Raw genomic sequence first — 17,204 nt, 5'->3', positions numbered from 1 at the left:
TTACGACACGATGCCCGGTTTTTCTGAGTCCTCTCGAGCCGGTTGGGTGGGGACTTCCAGTCTGATCTCACTCCCATCGCCCGAGGTGTCGACTGAAATCGATCCCCCGGCACGAGTCACCAGTGATCGCACCATCCACAATCCGAGCCCCTGACCGTGACTTAGCGGTGTTTCTTCGCCAGTTTCGAGGAGATTTTTCTCCATGTCTGGGAGTCCAGGCCCAGTATCGGAGACACAAATCTCTACCCACCGTTCATCGGCTTGCGAGACACTGATCTGTACGGATGGATGCTCAGTATCGTTCGCTGTGATGGCGTTCTCAACGAGCTCAGAAATCGCCTTCTCAAGGTCACTCGGTATTTGTGATTCTATATCGTGGTCGGCTGTGATAGTGATATTCGCATTAGCATATTCGTCTTCTTTTTTGGCTTGAATATCCTGAGCTATTTGCTGAGCACTCTGGTAGGAAGCGAGAGCGCTCTCGCTCGTGAGTATATTCTGGAGCTCTTGGGTCTTGTTTGCCATTCCTTCCCACTTGTCGAGAATGTCTCGGATCGTCGCAGCGCGCTGTTCACGAGTGTCTGTCTCTGTGTCCGACGCAAGCAGATCGACATACCCTCTCACTTTCGTCAGATCATTTCGGATATTGTGCCGCATAATCCGGTGTAAGACCTGGACGTGTTGCTGACGCTGTTCCTGAGCTGTAATATCTCGTGCCTCAAATACTAGGAAGCTAAGCTCCCCGTGCTGGCTTGAGATCGGCTTGATCGAGAAGTCGAAGCTGGCGAGTCCATCAACGCCTTCTGCTTCCACGTCGAACCGAACGAATGAACCCGAAGATGCTTGAGTAACTGCCTGTCTAATTTGAGTTTGCACTTCAGACGAATGCGCGAACAGAGGGCATTCCCAGAGCGGTGTGCCTCTGCTCTCCTCCACACGTATGCCGCCGAACTCCATGAAGGGGTCGTTTAGCTCAAGGATTTCACCACTCTGGGTCATCAGACCCGTCAATTGGAACGTTTGATTGAATACGGATTCGAATTTTTTCTTTTGTTCTCTTATATTACTGATGTCACGTATATATAACAGAAACCCACCAATTGCTTCATCGTCAAAGAGATTCCGTCCACGTGCCTCTACGGTAATCCACTCGTCATCCGCATCCATTGCTTGGAACTCTAGCTGAACGCTTGAATCGGAATCCTCCACGGCGGCGAAAAACGCTTCCATTACACGTTCCCGATCCTCTGGATGGATATAATCAAAGACACTCTCTTGATTTAGCTGAGTTGGATCATATCCAAGAACCCGTTCAGCAGAGCCACTAAGATAGGTGAAACACCCGTCGCGATCTAAGATAGACACGACGTCGACTGATTCCTCAACGAACCGCTCTGTTCTACGCCGCTGTTGACGCTGGTTAGTAAGATCTCTGATGACCATCCCGTATCCCAGGAACACTCCATCTTCAGTTTGAAGGGGAACGTATGAGACTTCTGCAGGGAACGACGATCCATCCTGACGGACTCGCTGTCCTTCGTGAGTACTTTCTCCTGCGAGTGATGCCTGTTTTAATAACCGATCAGCAATCCCACGTTTTTGATCCTGTTCAGGGTGTAACTCTGCTGCTGGCATACCAATTGCAGTTTCTTCGTCATATCCAAAGATGTCGGCTGCTCCATCGTTCCAGCTGTCGATCTGTCCATCGTCATCGAGAAGTACAAAGGCGTATTCTTCGAGACTTTCCGAGAGGATCTCGAATCGCTTCCGCTCCTGTTGAATCTGCCGAATCCGTCGTTTTTGATCCGTTATGTCCGTGGCAATCGCGACAAGTCTCTCTCCAGTTTCGTCATCGGGTATCAGAACAGCATCTGTGTGTATCCATCGCGTTTGTTCGTTGGCATCAATAACTCTGAAATCCGCAGACAAGTCGTTGATATCGCCGACTCGTTCTAGTGAATCACGAACACGGTCCCGATCTTCCGGCGCGACGATCTGTACGAACTCTTCATAGTTGTCCGGATCATGGCCAAGTAAATCGACAAGCGTGTCGTCGAATGATATCTGATCCGTCTCAAGACTCCACTCTGCAATACCAGTGTCCGTTCCAGAAAGAACCAATTCGAGTTTCCGGTTTTGTTCTGCCAGGCTCCGAGTCCGTTGCCTCCGACCTGTTACGTCCTGCTGTATGCCAATAAACTTCGAAAGCGTCCCATCTGCATCAGTGACTGGCGTGACAGACAATCGATTCCAGTATTCACTCCCGTCTTTTCGGTAGTTTTTCAATTCTACCGTTACCGGTTCACCGGCCGCAATCGCCTCTCGAAGCTTCGATATTTCGTCTGGGTCTGTCTCGGGTCCCTGGAGGAAACGTGGATTACGACCTAAGGCGTCGTCCTCCTGGTAGCCAGTAATGTCGGTGAATCCTTTATTTACGTACTCGATCGGGTTGTCTTCTCGCTGTGGGTCGGTGATCATGACCCCAACATTCGAGGAGTCAATCGCTTGCTCCTTGAGTTCGAGTTCGCGCTTCCGTTCTCGTTGTGCAGTCTGATCGCGCACAGTACAAACGAGGGGGCCCTCATCGATGATGGTCAGAGAGAGATCAGCCGGGAATGTGGTCCCGTCCGGTCGGGATCCGGTTACCTTACCCCGCCAGTGGCCCTCCGACTCAAGAACAGGGAAGGCTTCCGACTCAAGACGCTCTACCTCATCTTCGTCATAGAGCATCCGCCAAGAGTCCCCGAGGAGTTGGTCAGTACCATCGAATCCATACATATCCACGTGTGTGTCGTCGATGTAGGTGTATTCTCCATCCTCAAGAATAGCGAAGCCGTCTTTCGCATCCTCGACAGCCTGCTGGAACGTCTCTAACTCGCGACGTCGTCGCTCACGGGGAGTAATATCACGGCTAGAAATGACGAGCGATTCGACTCCAGATTCCCCTGTAACCGGACGGATTGTGCCCGTCATGAACCGACTGTCACCGTCCTGATCCGGATGTTCAGCCTGGAAACTAACATACTCGCCAGCAGCCGCTCGTTCGATCCAGTTTTTTAGATCTTCTTGTAGGTCCGAGGAATGCGACCACCAGTCTCCTTCCCAGAACGGTTCCCCCAAGATATCGGATTTGTCGTTCGAAACGTAGTTTAGCGCTGTTTCATTGACCTCAATCGTCTCACCATCAGTTTCTAATAACGCCACCAGCATTTCGGGGTCTTCGAACACCGACTCGAAACGCCGCTCATTCTCCCGAAGTTCCGCTTGACGCCGATATTTTTCAGACACGTCACGGACAACACAGACGATTCGATCGTCTTCCAAGCGTGTCAGCGATAGTTCGGTCGGGAATTCTCTCTTGCCTTCTGGAGATGCAGTTACAGTGCCTCTCCACTCTCCATCAGATCGGAGCGCTGAAAGCGCCTCATCCTCTATGCGCTCGATTTCAACGGCATCAGTATACAAATCACGCCAAGTCTGCCCCAGTAACTCATCTTGGTCCTCGAACCCGTACATTTCGGCATGCGTTTGATCAACGTACGTGTACTCCTCGTTCTCCAAAATAGCAATCCCATCACTCGCGTTTTCGATAGCTGATTGAAATGACTCCAGACGACGTCGGCGTTCCCGCTGTTCCGTCACATCTCTCGCAACGGTATGCATATAGGCCGTCCCATCGCGCTCGATCCGACGGTTCGAGAACTCCACATCAATTTTACTGTCGTCGCTCCGAAGCAATTTTGCGTCAGTGGTTGCTGGTTCGCCAGCTAAAATTTGGGCGTGGTAGTCCCGATAGGCATGTAAGTCGACCTCTTCGTGAAGATCGGGAATACGCATCGAGAGGAGTTCCTCTCGCTCATAGCCAGTTAACTCGCAAGCAGCCTGATTTACTTGGACGAAATTCGCATCTGAATCACTAATGAAAATGGCATCGTTGGAGCCTTCAAACAACGTGTGTGTCCAATCACGTTCAGCCTGTAGCTCCTCGTGTCGTCGGATTCGTGAGATTGCAGCTTCAAGATTCGAAGCAACGAGTTTTGCCAGTTCTGAGTCTTTCTCGGTAAACGCATCCACTTCAGTGGCTCCGACACTCAAGACGCCGAAACCTGAAATTGGCACAAGAATTTCGCTCCGAATCGGGGTGTCTGAATTATACGTGCCGTCGGCCTCGTGGACATCGTCGAACGCTTCCGGACGATTCTGTCTGTACACACGCCCGGCGAGAGAATCAAGTGGAAGGATAGGTGCATCGCCGATCACCGCTTGTGCCTCAGTTGATTCGGCGATTGGGCGGAGTTCGTTTCCCTCCTCATCGTATTCCCAGATCGCCGAAAGAGGCGCATCAAAATTGAGATCCAACATTCGGACAGCAACGACAGAGACGTCCTCGATAGAACCAGCTTGGTTCAGTTCCGAAGACAATTCGAGAAGTCCCGCGGGGGTATGTTCCGTGTACGTGTCTCCATCGCTCATACATCCGATGTTGTTGTTCCGCTCTATTATGTTTTCGCTTAGAGAACCATTTCATATCGGCCCTAATAGAATTAGATCGATAAATATAGGGTACAGCTATTCACCCTTGAGAATCAATCGTGGTAACAAGATGTCGACGGAAGCAGTTGAGGTACTCGGGCGGAAATACAGCGTAGATATATTGCGGGCGGCGAAGGAACCGCGATCAGTTAGCTGGCTGAGTCAAGAGCTAGATATCCCGATTGCCACCTGTTATAGACGTGTGAAGGAACTTTCTGAGAATATGTATTTAGAAGAGGTCACTGCGGACGAGAGCAGGGATAGAACACAGTACTGTCGAACGGCGGATAGTATTGAACTCAACCTTGCATCTGACGTATTACTTAGCGGCTCTCGATCTTGGGAAACTCGAGAAGTACCAAGGGATACAATACCGTTAGATTCCGTTACGCTTGATGAGTTCTCCCAAACGATTGATATTGTCGAAGCCTACTTCGGGAGTTTGATCGACGATGTTGCTGTTCATGCATCCATTTCACGCCGGCAGCTTGTGGCGGTGCTGGCACGCGCTCAGCTCTCGGGTCGTCAACTTGACACCGAGGGACTGACCGATAACGGCGATATCATTTATCAGTCGAACGACGAGACACTCTTTTGGCTTGACGGTGATTTCTGGACGGAGCTGGGCGGGCTCCACTACTTGAGCCCAGACGAGGGACGAGCAGCCAGAGAAGTTCATCGCCGACTCATCGAAGCGGTCGCCGGAGACGTCGCCGACTACAATCGCGAGCGCGATCCGTTTATTCTCATTAACGAACCTTCTGGGCGCTAATATCGTTTCTGCCTGGTCACAAACCTCGAAGTCACTCGTAACTTCGCTCAGCCGCTGGCAGAAGCCTACCGGCGTCGGTGGGGAATAGAAACGTCCTACCGAAAAGTAACCGAGTTTCTCCCGAAAACGTCGTCACCGACGTTCTCTGTTCGATTGTTCTACTTCCTGCTTGCCGTAGCACTCTACAATCTGTGGATGTTGACGAACCTGCTACTTGCATCGGGTCGGGTGGTCGGGAGCACTGCTGTCCTCCCGCCCGCCCTGTTCCGGTAATTTCTCGATCTAATATAGTCACGGATGTCCGGTCCCACAGGTGATCGAAACGCATAATTCCGAAGCAAAGAGATTGAGAGCTGTCCGACTACACGAGAAACGCCAGTTCCATCTACAAGGATACGAGAAACGTACCTCGCAAGAAATCACAGGCTAACCAACCGAGACAAGCACCACCCATGACGGCTCTTCCAACGATGACCATCGAGCACGACGGTGAAGAGTTCTCAATCAGTTACGAACCATGGTTCACGTGCGGCGACTGCAACGAAAGCTGGGAAACACGCCACAGTGGTGACTCCGACCAGTTCACCCAGCAGGATCGTACCTGCCCACACTGCGGAACAACAAGCGGGCACACCTACACCAAGCGCATCCACTACTACACCAAATACGACACCATCCCGTTGAACGACCCGCCACTCGACATTCAGACCCACGCAGATGCCGTCCGTCACTTTGCAGACAAACTTGACGCGCTTGAAGCAAACGGCTGGGAACTGACACAATCGGATGGCGTGCACATCTACATCGAGAAGACCATCACCGAATCCACCGACTCTCCGCACAAAGTAGACCACGAACTCCAGTGACTCGTCGTGCAGCCGGAGTCTTTTCCGGTCGCACCACGGCTACGTGCCAAGCATCGGGCCCAGGGAGTGTACAAACTTGTGGAAGCCTCCACACGGGTCGGCGAATTGGTCGCTCCTTATGCGAGCTATAGCAAACCGAAATAGAGATAATTAACTACGCTCAAACAGACTGCTCACAGCCAAGAAGACAGAATAAGGAGGGCTGTCTTCAGGATGACGGAATACGGTAACTCGGAGCAAGAACGCCAGCAACGGGATTTCGAGACTGTTGTGGAAGCCGTGCTCAGAGATGCGGTCGAACTGTTCGAGAGCCAGAAGCACACCAATTTAACAACACTTCATAGAGCTAAGGACAAGTTTGTCACATATGCGATTGATATGTATGCGGTGCAGTCAGTAAGTTGTGAAATTGTAGACAAACCGGCGAATCCACGACTAATCATCGAAAAGAGGGCTGTCAACATGTTCAAACAGCGGTATAACAATCACAATAATAACGGGACTGATATTCCCCTCTCCTAAACTTCCGAAGCGACGGGAGTTGGCACACCGTCAGTCGCGCCTTCTCGTATTCAACGTCAATTCGTCTCAGAAAAAGTCGGAGTTTCGGCCTATATGTGGCGACTTGGTGTCCGCGAGCTGTGATTTGAAAAGTAAAATTGAATAGAATCAGTCCCGTTAATCGCAGGGTGCCCACCGATGGGGTGTTTGAGCTTCCGCCCTGTTGGTGGGTGGTTAACCGAGGAAGTGTCCTCGCTCCAAATGGTGATGAAACGCTCCTGCCCGAACCCCACAAATTCGGACCATCGCGCTCAACAACTGGTGTTGGAAGGGGCGGGGACAGCCTTCCTCTTCGGGCAGCATATTTCGACAATCGAAGTGTGAAAACCCGTGGTGTGCTACCCTTGTCTCATACGTATTGGTAGTGGGTATTTCCACAGGGTAGCCACTACTTCGTGGTAGCAACTTAGTGGTGAACCGCCTCGGGGTCAAGCTCCGAGGCACTCGGCCTGCTCCGCCTGTAGACATAGCACTGGACATCTCCAGAACTTTCAACCATTTTGACGCTCTTCGTAGGCGTTGAGAACCTCACGATACCGGTTTCGAATAGTGACGTTACTGACGTCAGCAACCTCGGACACGTCGTCTTGAGTGATATTTTCACCACAGAGCTTCCCCGCCGCATAGACGGCACTCGCAGCAATACCAACCGGGTGTTTCCCGCTGTGGACGCCGTTAGCTGTGGCCGCTTCGACCAGTTGGCGGGCTTGTCGCGTCGTGTCATCGCTACAGTCCAGTTCGGAGACGATACGCCCGACGTATTCTATTGGATCCGTCGGCGGAATCTGCACGTCGAGTTCCCGAACGACGTATCTGTAGGTGCGTTTGATCTCCAGCGAGTCGACACGGCTGACGACAGCGATTTCGTCGACCGTCCGCGCAACGCCATCGAGCCGTGTCGCGGCATACAGAGCCGCGGTTGCAACCCCCTCGATCGAGCGCCCTGGCAAGAGACCTTCCTCTAACGCGCGCCGATACATCACGCTTGCAGTCTCGCGTGTCGGCTTGTGTACCCCCAACGCAGAGGCCATCCGCTCGATCTCGCCGAGTGCCTGCTTGAGGTTGCGCTCTTTCGAATCCCGTGTACGGAAGCGTTCGTTCCACGTCCGTAGTCGCTGGAGTCGCTGGCGCTTTCGTGGCGACACTGGATTTCCGTATGTGTCTTTGTTCTGCCAGCCAATATTGGTCGAAAGCCCTTTGTCGTGCATCAATTGTGTCGTCGGCGCACCAACGCGTGATTTCGCTGCCTTTTCAGCCGAATCGAAGGCTCGCCACTCCGGACCGCGGTCGATACGTTGCTCATCAAGGACCAATCCGCAGGCAGTACACACCTTCTCCGACGTATCACTCTCTGCGAGTACGTCCTCGCCACACTCGGGACATCGCTGCTCCTGTGCTTGCTCTGTTTTTGACTCTGCGGGTGGGGCAGTCGTCTCGCGAGTCTGGTTGGTCATATCTCCCCTTTCATCTCATCAACAGTAAACTTTTGTGACCACCAATAGTTCCTATAAACTGTGAAAGAAACCTATTATAGTTACAAATTGTAGTTTGAGTACCCTAGCTTTATTCTCTCATACTACAAACCTCGATTGATGAGTTCCGATCAAGAGCACCTCCGCGAGACCGACACTGAAGACCGATTCGATTTCAAAAAAGAGGAAGCAGCTGCGTTCAAGGCTGACCAAGGGCTGACAGAGGAGACGATACGGCTCATTTCTGAGGATAAAGACGAGCCTGAGTGGATGTTGAAGCGACGACTACGTGCGTTGAACCTCTGGCAAGAGATGCCGATGCCGACTGATTGGCCGGGACAGCCGGACCTCTCGGAGGTCGACGTCAACGAGATCGTTCCGTACATCCGCCCCGACGTCGACGTCCGCGCCGGCGTCGACGACTGGGAAGAGTTGCCCGAGGACATCAAGGATACATTCGACAAGCTCGGTATCCCGGAAGCCGAAAAGAATGCGCTCTCCGGCGTGGGTGCCCAGTACGAGTCCGAGGTCGTCTATCAGAATATGCAGGAGCGCTGGGAAGAGAAAGGCGTCATCTTCTGTAATATGGATGAGGCTGTTCAGGAACACGAAGACCTCGTCCGCGAATACTTTATGACGAAGTGCGTGCCGCCGAGCGACAACAAGTTCGCGGCGCTGCACGGCGCCATCTGGTCCGGCGGCTCGTTCGTCTACGTTCCCGAAGACGTCACCGTCGAGATGCCCGTCCAGGCGTATTTCAGGATGAACTCCGAGGGGATGGGGCAGTTCGAACACACGCTCATCATTGCGGAGCCAAACTCTGAGGTTCACTATATCGAGGGTTGCTCGGCCCCGAAGTACTCGGCGTTCAACCTGCACTCGGGTGGCGTTGAGGTGATCGTGAAGGAGAATGCCCACGTCCAGTACTCGACGGTGCAAAACTGGTCGAAGAACACCTACAACCTCAACACAAAGCGTGCGATCGCCGAGAAAGATGCGACTATGGAGTGGATTTCGGGGTCGATGGGCTCGAAGGCGACGATGCTGTATCCATCGACGATCCTGAAGGGGCCGGGCGCGACTGACAACCACATCACCATCGCGTTCGCCGGTGAGGGCCAGAACATCGACACCGGCGCGAAGGTGTACCACAACGCGCCGGACACGAAATCGACGATCGAGTCGAAGTCCATCTCGAAGGACGGCGGCCGTACGAACTACCGCGGGCTGGTCCACATCGCCGACGGCGCGGAGAACTCCTCGACATCGGTCGAGTGTGACGCGCTGATGTTCGACAACGAGTCCACTTCCGATACGATGCCGTATATGGAGATCAACGAGTCGACGGTCGACGTCGCTCACGAGGCGACTGTCGGGAAAATCGGCGACGAGGACGTCTTCTACCTCCAGTCGCGCGGTCTGGACGACGACGACGCAAAGCAGATGATCGTCTCGGGCTTCATCGAGCCGATCACCGAAGAATTGCCCATCGAGTACGCGGTTGAACTCAACCGACTCGTCGAACTCGAGATGGAGGGCTCGCTCGGATAGTAGTTCATCTGGACTACGCCACTCTTATCGAGGATATCTCATGGCTATCGATCCACACTTCGAAGAGAACCGCGATGTCGCCGAGCACCACGAGGGGCACCGAGTCTGGGGGCCGGTCGACGAACCGGAGAAACTCGGAATCCACGGCACACACGTGGCTGTCGACTTCGACATCTGCATCGCCGACGGTGCTTGCCTCGAGGACTGTCCCGTCGACGTGTTCGAATGGACGGATACACCGGGCCATCCCGAGAGCGACATCAAAGCTGATCCGATCAACGAGACACAGTGTATCGACTGCATGCTTTGTGTCGACGTGTGTCCCGTCGACGCCATCGACGTTGATCCCGGGAGAGCGGGGCGCCTGTGAGGGGTGATTGAGGACTCGCTTATGACCCTACCACTCCAGTGCTACCGGTGCGGGACAGAGTATACCTATCTCGGTGAGAGTCCACATCCCGCTCAGTGCCCGGCGTGTGGATCGTCGTGCGTCCCGCCGGCTGGCTGTCTCACCGTCGTCAACAGCGTTCACTGGGAGAGTGCAAACGGGCTCGCGAAAGTCTGGGTCCACAGCGTCGATGAACGTGACCGACCGTTCGAATTCGAAGTCGCTGCACACGGTCGCCGTGGCAAATTAGTTGCGATCAAAGTTGACGGCGTGTCGATTAACCCACAGATTGACAAGACACTGGAAACGCTCCCACCGGCAGTGAGGGCCAAAATCGAAGCACAGGGAATAACAGACATCGAGATTGCGACAATCACGAACTCGAAAGCATGATACCAAGCCAGATTACGCAACGACCGACATCAGCGAGCATCGGCTCGAAGGATGAACTCTGGCGTACGGTCGGAAGGGGGCCAGTAAAAAGATGAGCACCGACATCAGATTCACCGACTTCAAATCCGACAAGCAACCCACATGGTGTCCCGGCTGCGGTGATTTCGGGACAATGAACGGGATGATGAAAGCGCTGGCGAACACCGGGAACGATCCGGACAACACGTTCGTTGTCGCCGGTATCGGCTGTTCCGGGAAGATCGGGACCTACATGCACAGCTACGCGCTCCACGGTGTTCACGGCCGCGCACTCCCAGTGGGTATCGGGGCGAAGCTGGCGAATCCGAACCTCGAAGTGATGGTCGCCGGCGGCGACGGAGATGGCTACTCGATCGGTGCGGGCCACTTCGTCCACGCCGTCCGCCGCAACGTCGACATAACATATATCGTGATGGACAACCGCATCTACGGCCTCACGAAGGGACAAGCCTCGCCAACCTCGCGTGATGACTTCGAAACCTCGACGACGCCCAAGGGGCCGAAACAGCCGCCGGTCAACCCACTCGCGCTCGCGCTAGCTGCCGGCGGGACGTTCATTGCGCAGTCGTTCAGTTCAGATAGCCAGCGGCACACCGAGATCGTTCAGAAAGCCGTCGAACACGACGGGTTCGGCTTCGTCAACGTCTACAGCCCCTGTGTGACGTTCAACGACGTCGATACCTACGACTACTTCCGAGACACGATTGTCGATCTCGCCGAGACTGACCACGATCCGACGGATTACGACGACGCTACGGACGCGATTATGGACGGCGATAAAGAGTACCAGGGTGTACTCTATCGGGACGAGCACTCGGTTGCCTACGAAGAGCGTGAAGGGCTCTCAGAGAATATGGCGGTCATACCTGACGGAGCGCCGGACAATGCAACGGATCTCGTTCGGGAGTTCTACTGATCCCTATGCCTGAATGCGCTACCTGTGGCGGACATATTTCGGCTCAGTTCGCACGAGTGTTCGGCGACAAGGACGGCGTCGTTCTCGCGTGCCCGTCCTGCTCGCCCAATGCTGGTATTGGAAAAGAAATACGACAGCGAACGGATCATATATAGGGCTTCTCTCTCCCAGGCCCTAACCCAATTGTATTGATGTCCGTGGACGGGCCGAGTCGTACAAATTATTAGAATGTACCTTCGTTTATTGATTGAGTATACCACGACTACGATTACCACTCATCAAGATCGTATATGAGCAGTAATGACAAACCCAATCAATCGAGGTATCGTGCTCTGTTTGAGAACAGTCGTGATGCGCTGTTGTTGTTCGACCGTGACGGGTATTTTGACTGCAATACACGCGCAGTCGAACTCTTCGGCCTCAATGCAAGGGAAGAGGCGCTCACGTATACACCGTGGGATCTTGCACCGCCAACCCAACCTGATGGCGCCAACTCGAAAGAGGTCGCACAGGCACACATCGAGACGGCATTTCAGCAGGGCGGCGCGTTCTTCGAATACACCCATCAGACCGTAGGCGGGACAACATTTCCAGCGGAGGTGAAGTTGACCCGGTTTGAAGACGACGGCCGGCCAGTCCTGCACTCCCTAGTCAGAGACATCACCGAGCGGAAAGAACGAGAACGCGAACTCACAGAAAGCGAGGCCAAATACCGGAACCTCTTCGAGAGCACCCAGGACGCTCTTATGTTACTGGACAGGCAGGGATTTTTTGATTGCAACGAACACACCTTGGACCTATTCCGCATTGAGTCCATAGATACGTTTGCTGAATGTACCCCGTGGGACCTAGCACCGCCAACGCAACCGGACGGGAGAGACTCGGAGGAAGCAGCCCAAGAGCACATCGAGACCGCTTTCGAGACAGGAACCGCCTTGTTCGAGTGGGTACATCGTCGCCCCGACGGGACTGAGTTCCCCGCGGAGGTCAAGCTTAGCCGATTCGATCATCGTGGAGAACCACGTTTGCACGCATTAGTCCGGAACATCTCTGACCGGAAAGCGTACGAACGACAGATACGGGAACAACGCGATAATCTCGAAATCCTGAATCAGGTACTTCGCCACGACATCCGTAACGACATCCAATTGATAATGGCATATGCAGAGTTGGCTGCCGACCAATCGGGGTCTGACTCTATTCGAGAACACCTAGATATTGTTTTAGAAAACGCAGAACACGCTGTCGAGATTACGACGACTGCTCGACAAATGGCAAAAGTGATGCTCTCAGATACTGAGAATGTCGCTCCAACTCCTCTTGGCCCTTCGCTTTCCAGCGCAATTGAAGAAGTACAGAACACCTACCCGGACGCCCTGGTCACGCCTACTGCTGCCGCGCCGGAGACACCGGTTCAGGCAAATGATATGCTCGAGGCGGTCTTCCGCAATCTTCTGAAGAACGCGATCCAGCACAACGACAAGGAAGTCCCGGAAGTGGATATCTCGGCACGTGAACGGACAGACTCTGTCCTGGTTCAGATTGCGGATAACGGACCGGGAATCCCGGATTCAGAGAAGGAGACCATCTTTGGGAAGGGGGAAACGGGCCTCGACAGCTCCGGCACCGGGCTCGGCTTGTATCTGGTCAAGACGCTCGTAGAATCTTACGGCGGGGTAATCGAGATAGATGACAACGAACCCGCTGGGGCGGTTTTCAGCGTCACAGTTCCGAAAGCGGGCTAACCGCTATAGACGTATTGTATGTGGCTTCAGTCATAGACGCTCTTCATTATGATTTACTCGGATCCGTCAATATCCCACCTCTCGTATTCCGTAGAAAATTCACGACCCGTACAATCCCCTTTATCCAATCCGAACAGGCGGAACTCCACGTTTTCAAATGGGATTCCCCATACCCCAAGGTCAGGAGGGAACTCTGCATTCGACGCGATACTTGCGTATGCTTGCTGTTCCTCCTTTTCTGGAATCTCGTATAACTCTCCTGTGATGATAATGCCGTCTGGTAGCCACGCTTTAGACACTCGAAGTGCTTGCGGTGGCTATCACCATCGTGAGTGAACCGCCTCGAAAACCGGGGAACACTACAGCACCCCATTTCCGTGGCAAACGTGTATCGTTTCTAGTTCCGTAACCCTATACAAAATGAGCTACGATACGGAACACGTGGGAAACGCGGGTGACACTCCGAAGATGATCATCGGATCCCCACGTTCGCAGAATTACTCGAGAACCCGTCCCTCGCTAGTCTCTATACATCGATTCGGCGCTCAGCGACTGCCACGGCCCCCGAACTTGTTGAGTCAACGACTGACTCGAAGAAGACGGTGTTCGACTATCTCGATAAACTGGAGCAGGCAGGCCTGATCAGCAAGGTTGACGAAGATGGCGGAACCGCCGTATACACCGCTGAAACTGCGTATGATCTCGTCGAAGCGCTCTATTCGATTTTCGATCTTGGTGACGATGAGCCGGGCCCGACGACGTACACACCGGATGATTTCGACGAGGACGAAGGCGATCTCCTTGGGGAATTTGCCGACAAGTAGACCGAATGACGAGGCTCAGCTCGTACCGGTGAGCGAGATGACGGAATTCTTGATACCACGGGGAATAGCCCTACGAAATGAATGGTCTCGAACTAACGCTCCGCCTACTGAGCGGTGTTTTGCTTATCCTCGCAAACGGATTCTTCGTCGCGATCGAGTTCGCACTCACTCGCGTGCGACAGTACCCTAAGTCCGAGTTCGACGTCCCGGGACTCGAGCGAGCCTGGGAGATGACACAGGATCTCGAAATCTATCTCACGAGTTGTCAGGTCGGCATCTCTGCGACGAGTATCGCCGTCGGCATCGTCGCGGAACCGGCCCTGGCTTCGTTGATCGATCCAGTGTTCGAGAACACGCTGCTCACGTCGATTGGGGCGGGTGGCATCCTTGCGTTCGTCATCATCAATCTGCTCCACCTGACCCACGGCGAACAGACACCCACGTATCTCGGGGTTGAGCGGACGAAGTTCGTCGCTCGGTACGGCGCGACACCGCTGTACTGGTTTGCCAAGCTGCTCTATCCGGTCATCGTGCTCGGAGACAGCGTCGCCAAATGGACGCTCGGGCTGTTCGGTGTCGAGATGACCGGTGCCTGGCTGGAAACCGAAACCGACCGGGTCGAATCCCGGGCGGACCTCCGCCATCGGCTCGGGACTTTGCTTGACCAAGGGAATCTTTCTGAGGAACGGCAAGAAGAGATCCTGAACGCCTTCACTGTCGGCGAACAGCCCGTCAGCGATATTATGACCGATCGTGAGGACATTATTTTTCTCTCGACAGCCGTCTCTGCGCAGGAAAATTTCGATCGAATCGGAACAAGCCCGCACACGCGATTTCCCTTGATTGGTGACGATCCAGCCGACTATCGAGGGGTTGTCTACGTCCCTGCAGTTGTTGATCAGATCGACGAGCTCCGGCATGGCGAGGTGACGTTCGAGGATGTCGCTGCTCCACCGATGACGCTCCGAGCAGACACGCTCATCAGCGATGCCGTCGATCAGTTTCAGGACGAACATCAAGAACTCGCGCTTGTGTATGATGAGGACGAGGAGAACGTCGTGGGACTGATCACTGCGACAGACGCCCTCGAAGCAGTGATGGGTGAAATCGAAGACCCCCTCGACATCAAACTCAAGGAACAGAAAAGCGCCCCCCAGTGAACTGGCTGTACGAGTCCAAAGCCGACAAAATCTCCACGCGCTCCTATTCAGAGCAATACTTTTCAACTTACTGATTAATAACGTACATTCTCAAACGCTTTATTCGTCCGGCTACAATCACGGATATGAAATTTGATTTCACGCGCTCAGTGGTTCCGCTCGCCGCAATCGTCGCCGTCGCAACAGTCGCGCTCACGTCCGTAATGGCTCCCTCAACGGTCTTCATGATGGTTCTGCCCTCAATGATCGTCTTCTCGGTCGTCGCGTTCTTCTTCGGACTGAAACACGGCGAGTTCCGTGCCAGTCCGTAGCGGTCCGGTTCACTTCGGGATGTCCGCGAGGAAGCTCCACTCCCGCTCTGAGTTACGCTGATTCTGGGCAACTTACTGACCTTCAGAAGTGATATCCAACGCTCCTTCTTCTGCCAGACGGCGTCGGGAACTTTGTGAGGAGAGTAAACAATACCCGTGGTCACGGCGCCGTGTTTTCACCGTCTGCCTCGACAATGTATATAATAGTAGCAACGTATACTCCACTTGGAACGGAATGGCTGTACTGGACGACCTCTCCGGATTCGAGTTTGAGGACGTGGTGGAAGACGTCTTTCGAAACCTCGGCTACGAGAATGTCCGGCAGGCCGAGCGGACGGCCGACGAGGGGCGTGACGTCATCATGGAAGAGGTCGTCGACGGCACCCGTCGTGCAATCATCGTTGAGTGTAAGCACACGGATACAGTCGGACGGCCGGTCGTACAGAAATTACATTCGGCCATCGCGACGTTCGACTTCGAGGGGCCAAAACACGGGATGGTCGTCACAACCGGGCGGTTCACGAACCCCGCTCAGGAGTACGCTACCCGGCTTCAGCAGAACGACGACCCGCATCCCATCGAGTTGCTAGACGGCGAGGACCTCCGTGAGATCGCCGACGAGATCGGCCTCGACCTCTACAACGGTCGAATCGAAATCCTCTGTGACGAGACGCTCCGCCCGTACGACCCGGCAGCCGATGTGGAGGCGGCCGTCGCGGAGGCGTTCCGCGACATCGAGAACATCGAGGCCGCCGACCTGCCAGCGCCATACTCGGAGGCGACGTTTCGGCCAGTCGTGGCAGTCACCGCTGACACTAACGCGGTCTTCGAGACATCGGTCGGCGTCATCCACCGAATCAACGCACGGACGCGGTTCGTCGTTCACGCTGACCGCGGACATCCACAGGTAGCTGACGACGACGTCGCGACGCTGGTCACCGAAAACCTGCACGCGACGGTCGACCTAGACACCGACCGATTCGGCAATGTATTCGACGACGTTGAGGAGCGCCGGTTCGGACAGACGCAGACCGCGTACAAGGAGTGGGCCGTCGACCGCCTCCAGGACTTCCACACGACGACGGTGACCTACACCGGCGACAACAACGTCACGTACAACAAGACCTGCGAGCCGAACCGCTCGGACATCTCTGTCCAGTCGATCGAGCCAGTCTACCTGCCTGAGGTGCGGCATACGACCGATCTCAAAGAGTACACCTATCCCTACGATTACTACGCGGCGGGCCCCTCTCGGGTCACCGCGGAGGACGGGATCCATCGCTGCGTCCACTGTGACACGAGCGGTGTCGACAAGACGTACACCTACTGTCCCAACTGTGGAGCGATCGCCTGCGACAGCCACATCAAGACCGAACGGGTGAAGCAGGAACCGGTCTGTACGGGCTGTGCGGTAACTGAGCGGTTCGCGTTGAAGACGAAGTACTTCTACGACGATGGCAATCTCGAGGCCTTCCGTGAGGAGTACACCGAGATGCCGATCCACGAGAAAGCGATGGAGAACAAACTCTTGGCTGGGGCGAGCGTGGTTGCGGCGCTGCTAGTTGTTATCGGGCTACTCGTCATCGGCGGTGTTATCTAGATCACGGGAATCTCCAGATTGAGGAGCCCAAATCAGTCGGCGCGTGGGTGTCCTCAACACAGGCACGAAGTTT

15 protein-coding genes are annotated in these 17,204 nt (G+C 54.4%); 13 read left to right on the top strand and 2 right to left on the bottom strand.

Going from position 1 to position 17,204, the window contains the following annotated elements; translation table 11 throughout:
* Window positions 1-4,473, bottom strand: a complete 4,473-nt coding sequence (locus tag MUG96_RS22450) for a PAS domain S-box protein (protein WP_246989851.1) — start codon at window positions 4,471-4,473, stop codon at window positions 1-3.
* 430 nt (window positions 4,474-4,903) lie between these two features.
* Here MUG96_RS22450 and MUG96_RS22445 point away from each other — a divergent pair, with 430 nt between their 5' ends.
* The 3 genes from MUG96_RS22445 to MUG96_RS22430 all read left to right on the top strand — a co-directional run bounded on the left by MUG96_RS22445 (window position 4,904) and on the right by MUG96_RS22430 (window position 6,693).
* Window positions 4,904-5,305, top strand: coding sequence for a DUF8048 family protein (locus tag MUG96_RS22445; RefSeq protein ID WP_246989864.1), 402 nt, complete (start codon window positions 4,904-4,906; stop codon window positions 5,303-5,305).
* A 470-nt stretch (window positions 5,306-5,775) separates the two neighbouring features.
* Entirely contained in the window at window positions 5,776-6,171 is a 396-nt protein-coding gene (locus tag MUG96_RS22435) for a hypothetical protein (RefSeq protein ID WP_112077771.1), read from the top strand.
* A gap of 213 nt (window positions 6,172-6,384) precedes the next feature.
* Complete coding sequence (locus MUG96_RS22430; protein WP_123124635.1) at window positions 6,385-6,693, top strand: hypothetical protein; 309 nt, start codon at window positions 6,385-6,387, stop codon at window positions 6,691-6,693.
* Window positions 6,694-7,223: 530 nt separating this feature from the next.
* On the opposite strand, the gene MUG96_RS22425 is transcribed toward MUG96_RS22430, so the two are convergent.
* Complete coding sequence (locus tag MUG96_RS22425; protein WP_112077770.1) at window positions 7,224-8,186, bottom strand: transcription initiation factor IIB; 963 nt, start codon at window positions 8,184-8,186, stop codon at window positions 7,224-7,226.
* A 138-nt stretch (window positions 8,187-8,324) separates the two neighbouring features.
* On the opposite strand from MUG96_RS22425, the gene sufB reads away from it, so the two are divergent.
* From sufB to MUG96_RS22380, 10 genes are all read left to right on the top strand, one after another.
* Window positions 8,325-9,755 carry a Fe-S cluster assembly protein SufB gene (gene sufB, locus MUG96_RS22420; protein ID WP_123124636.1) on the top strand — a complete coding sequence of 477 codons (1,431 nt, stop codon included), beginning with the start codon at window positions 8,325-8,327 and terminating at the stop codon, window positions 9,753-9,755.
* Window positions 9,756-9,795: 40 nt separating this feature from the next.
* The gene (locus MUG96_RS22415; RefSeq protein WP_123124637.1) at window positions 9,796-10,125 is read left to right on the top strand and encodes a 4Fe-4S dicluster domain-containing protein; all 330 of its coding nucleotides are present in this window, start codon (window positions 9,796-9,798) and stop codon (window positions 10,123-10,125) included.
* A 3-nt stretch (window positions 10,126-10,128) separates the two neighbouring features.
* On the top strand, window positions 10,129-10,536 hold the full coding sequence (locus MUG96_RS22410; RefSeq protein WP_233255200.1) for a hypothetical protein: 408 nt from the start codon (window positions 10,129-10,131) through the stop codon (window positions 10,534-10,536).
* A 91-nt stretch (window positions 10,537-10,627) separates the two neighbouring features.
* Window positions 10,628-11,491 carry a 2-oxoacid:ferredoxin oxidoreductase subunit beta gene (locus MUG96_RS22405; RefSeq protein ID WP_123124638.1) on the top strand — a complete coding sequence of 288 codons (864 nt, stop codon included), beginning with the start codon at window positions 10,628-10,630 and terminating at the stop codon, window positions 11,489-11,491.
* A gap of 5 nt (window positions 11,492-11,496) precedes the next feature.
* Window positions 11,497-11,646: a DUF7563 family protein gene (locus MUG96_RS24475; protein ID WP_443984582.1), complete on the top strand. Its 150-nt coding sequence runs from the start codon at window positions 11,497-11,499 to the stop codon at window positions 11,644-11,646.
* Between the two features lie 135 nt (window positions 11,647-11,781).
* Complete coding sequence (locus MUG96_RS22400; RefSeq protein WP_123124639.1) at window positions 11,782-13,236, top strand: sensor histidine kinase; 1,455 nt, start codon at window positions 11,782-11,784, stop codon at window positions 13,234-13,236.
* A gap of 602 nt (window positions 13,237-13,838) precedes the next feature.
* Entirely contained in the window at window positions 13,839-14,060 is a 222-nt protein-coding gene (locus MUG96_RS22395) for a hypothetical protein (RefSeq protein ID WP_233255199.1), read from the top strand.
* Window positions 14,061-14,137: 77 nt separating this feature from the next.
* Entirely contained in the window at window positions 14,138-15,220 is a 1,083-nt protein-coding gene (locus tag MUG96_RS22390) for a CNNM domain-containing protein (RefSeq protein WP_123124640.1), read from the top strand.
* Window positions 15,221-15,345: 125 nt separating this feature from the next.
* Window positions 15,346-15,531 (top strand): DUF7333 family protein, encoded by a 186-nt coding sequence (locus MUG96_RS22385; protein WP_123124641.1) that lies wholly within the window; start codon window positions 15,346-15,348, stop codon window positions 15,529-15,531.
* A 235-nt stretch (window positions 15,532-15,766) separates the two neighbouring features.
* Window positions 15,767-17,131 (top strand): restriction endonuclease, encoded by a 1,365-nt coding sequence (locus tag MUG96_RS22380; RefSeq protein ID WP_123124642.1) that lies wholly within the window; start codon window positions 15,767-15,769, stop codon window positions 17,129-17,131.
* The last annotated feature ends 73 nt before the right edge of the window (window positions 17,132-17,204 follow it).

This window comes from Halorientalis marina (genome assembly GCF_023028345.1).
GTDB lineage: Archaea > Halobacteriota > Halobacteria > Halobacteriales > Haloarculaceae > Halorientalis > Halorientalis marina.
This window is presented reverse-complemented; position numbering and strand designations above follow the sequence as displayed.

Bases quoted from the DNA above. Each gene is read 5' to 3' on its own strand.
- MUG96_RS22450 (WP_246989851.1), bottom strand. From the start codon at position 4,473: ATGAGCGATGGAGACACGTACACGGAACATACCCCCGCGGGACTTCTC.
- MUG96_RS22435 (WP_112077771.1), top strand. From the start codon at position 5,776: ATGACCATCGAGCACGACGGTGAAGAGTTCTCAATCAGTTACGAACCA.
- MUG96_RS22430 (WP_123124635.1), top strand. From the start codon at position 6,385: ATGACGGAATACGGTAACTCGGAGCAAGAACGCCAGCAACGGGATTTC.
- MUG96_RS22425 (WP_112077770.1), bottom strand. From the start codon at position 8,186: ATGACCAACCAGACTCGCGAGACGACTGCCCCACCCGCAGAGTCAAAA.
- sufB (WP_123124636.1), top strand. From the start codon at position 8,325: ATGAGTTCCGATCAAGAGCACCTCCGCGAGACCGACACTGAAGACCGA.
- MUG96_RS22415 (WP_123124637.1), top strand. From the start codon at position 9,796: ATGGCTATCGATCCACACTTCGAAGAGAACCGCGATGTCGCCGAGCAC.
- MUG96_RS22405 (WP_123124638.1), top strand. From the start codon at position 10,628: ATGAGCACCGACATCAGATTCACCGACTTCAAATCCGACAAGCAACCC.
- MUG96_RS24475 (WP_443984582.1), top strand. From the start codon at position 11,497: ATGCCTGAATGCGCTACCTGTGGCGGACATATTTCGGCTCAGTTCGCA.
- MUG96_RS22400 (WP_123124639.1), top strand. From the start codon at position 11,782: ATGAGCAGTAATGACAAACCCAATCAATCGAGGTATCGTGCTCTGTTT.
- MUG96_RS22390 (WP_123124640.1), top strand. From the start codon at position 14,138: ATGAATGGTCTCGAACTAACGCTCCGCCTACTGAGCGGTGTTTTGCTT.
- MUG96_RS22385 (WP_123124641.1), top strand. From the start codon at position 15,346: ATGAAATTTGATTTCACGCGCTCAGTGGTTCCGCTCGCCGCAATCGTC.
- MUG96_RS22380 (WP_123124642.1), top strand. From the start codon at position 15,767: ATGGCTGTACTGGACGACCTCTCCGGATTCGAGTTTGAGGACGTGGTG.